Genomic DNA, 1,777 nt, shown 5'->3' on the forward strand with positions numbered 1-1,777 from the left:
AGGTAAAAGACAACGGTGGCGGCATTCCGGATGCCATCAGGGAGAAAATCTTCCAGCCGTTTTTTACTACGAAACCTACGGGGGAAGGAACAGGCTTGGGGTTGTCGCTGGCCTATGATATTATAAAAGCACACGGTGGAGAATTGCTTCTGGAAACCAATGTGTTACATCATACAGTTTTTATAATTAAATTGCCTGTGCATGCATAACTGCAACAGAGCCATATGTAAAACCTTTCTCCTGACGCTTTTGTTGGCGACACTGAAAAATTATGGCCAGGTTGCAAATCTTGATTCCCTTAAAAAAGCAGCTTCTATCGGAATTGCCGATACGAATAAGGTAAATACATGGAACGAACTATCTGCTGCAGATCAGAATTCGCTCAAATACGCTTTTGAAGCCATAACACTCGCCAGACGTATCCATTTTCCCAAAGGTGAAGCTGTAGGTTTTGAAAACATTGGCAACCATTGGCTGGAAGAGAGCAAGTATGAGGATGCGGTGCGCAATTACCGCAAGGCCCTTGATATTTATAAAAGAACGGGTAATAAACCGGGACTGATTTCAATCAATAACCTGTTGTCTGAAGTGTATAATCATCAGGATGATTACTCTATGTCGTTGAAGTATTTATTCGACGGATTGAAAGTAGCCGAAGAAATCCATGATGAACCGGCAATCGCGCAATCTAACCTGGACATTGCATTTACCTACATCAACCAGCATAATTATGAAGAAGCGCTCAGGTTGATCACGAAAACCAAGGTTTATTTTGTGAAGCAACAGAAAAAATACGGAATGGCTAGCTGCGACCGCGGAACTGCCACTATCTATTTTGAAACGGGTCATTATGACAAAGCGCTGAAATTCTATACATCTGCATACCACATCTACAAAGAGCTCAAGTATGAATATGGCATGATGTACTTTTCCCTTAATACAAGCCAGATTCACCTCAAACAGGCAGAGCTTTTACAAAAGCAGCATCAGGACAAACAATCCCGCGCGGAATTTATCAAAGCAGAAACCGATGGTTTGAAGGCCTTACAATTGCTCATGGAAAAATTTCCAGATGAAAAATGGGGATTGGCCAATATGTACATCAATCTGGGGCGGATTTATCTGGGGTTGAATCAGTATGGCAAATCAAGGGAGTATTTTGATAAGTGCCTGAGCCTGGCGAGATCGGTAGGAAATAAATATGAAACCAAAGACAGCTATCTTGGGCTTACCGCTTTGGATAGTGCCGAAGGAAATTTCCGGCAGGCTTTCGAGCATCATAAAATTTACGTCAGCTACCGCGATAGCATGTACAGCCGGGATCAGCAACAGAAATCACTTTGGCATCAGTTTCAGTATGAATCTGAAAAAAAAGAGATGGAACTCAAGGCCATTCAGGATAATAAAGATGCCGAGGCCGAACGCGTCCGGATCCGTCAGGTCTTTGCCATATCTGCATTAAGTCTTATCGCCATAGCAGTTGGGGTTATTGTATTCATATTGTTCCGGAACAATCGCCATAAGCAGGCGGCAAACCGAAATCTGCGATTAGAAAAGGAAAAAGTGGAATCGACTCTTGCGGAACTTAAAGCGACCCAATCCCAGCTGATCCAGTCCGAAAAAATGGCATCTCTGGGCGAACTGACGGCCGGAATAGCCCATGAAATACAGAATCCGCTCAATTTCGTGAATAATTTCAGTGATGTTTCCATGGAGCTTTTGGATGAGATTTCAGAAGAAAGAAGCAAGAAACAAGAAGCAAGAGATGACGGATTGG

Annotated in this window: 2 protein-coding genes; both read left to right on the forward strand. The window is 43.0% G+C overall.

Annotation, left to right across the window (positions count from 1 at the left end; genetic code table 11):
* A partial coding sequence (locus tag G6047_RS00280) for a sensor histidine kinase (RefSeq protein WP_235946466.1) occupies positions 1–209 on the forward strand: 209 nt, incomplete at its 5' end.
* On the forward strand, positions 202–1,777 hold a 1,576-nt coding region (locus G6047_RS00285), incomplete at its 3' end, for a tetratricopeptide repeat protein (protein ID WP_169525305.1). The genes G6047_RS00280 and G6047_RS00285, both read left to right, overlap by 8 nt.

Source organism: Flavobacterium silvaticum, assembly GCF_012911565.1.
GTDB classification, from domain to species: Bacteria; Bacteroidota; Bacteroidia; order Flavobacteriales; family Flavobacteriaceae; genus Flavobacterium; species Flavobacterium silvaticum.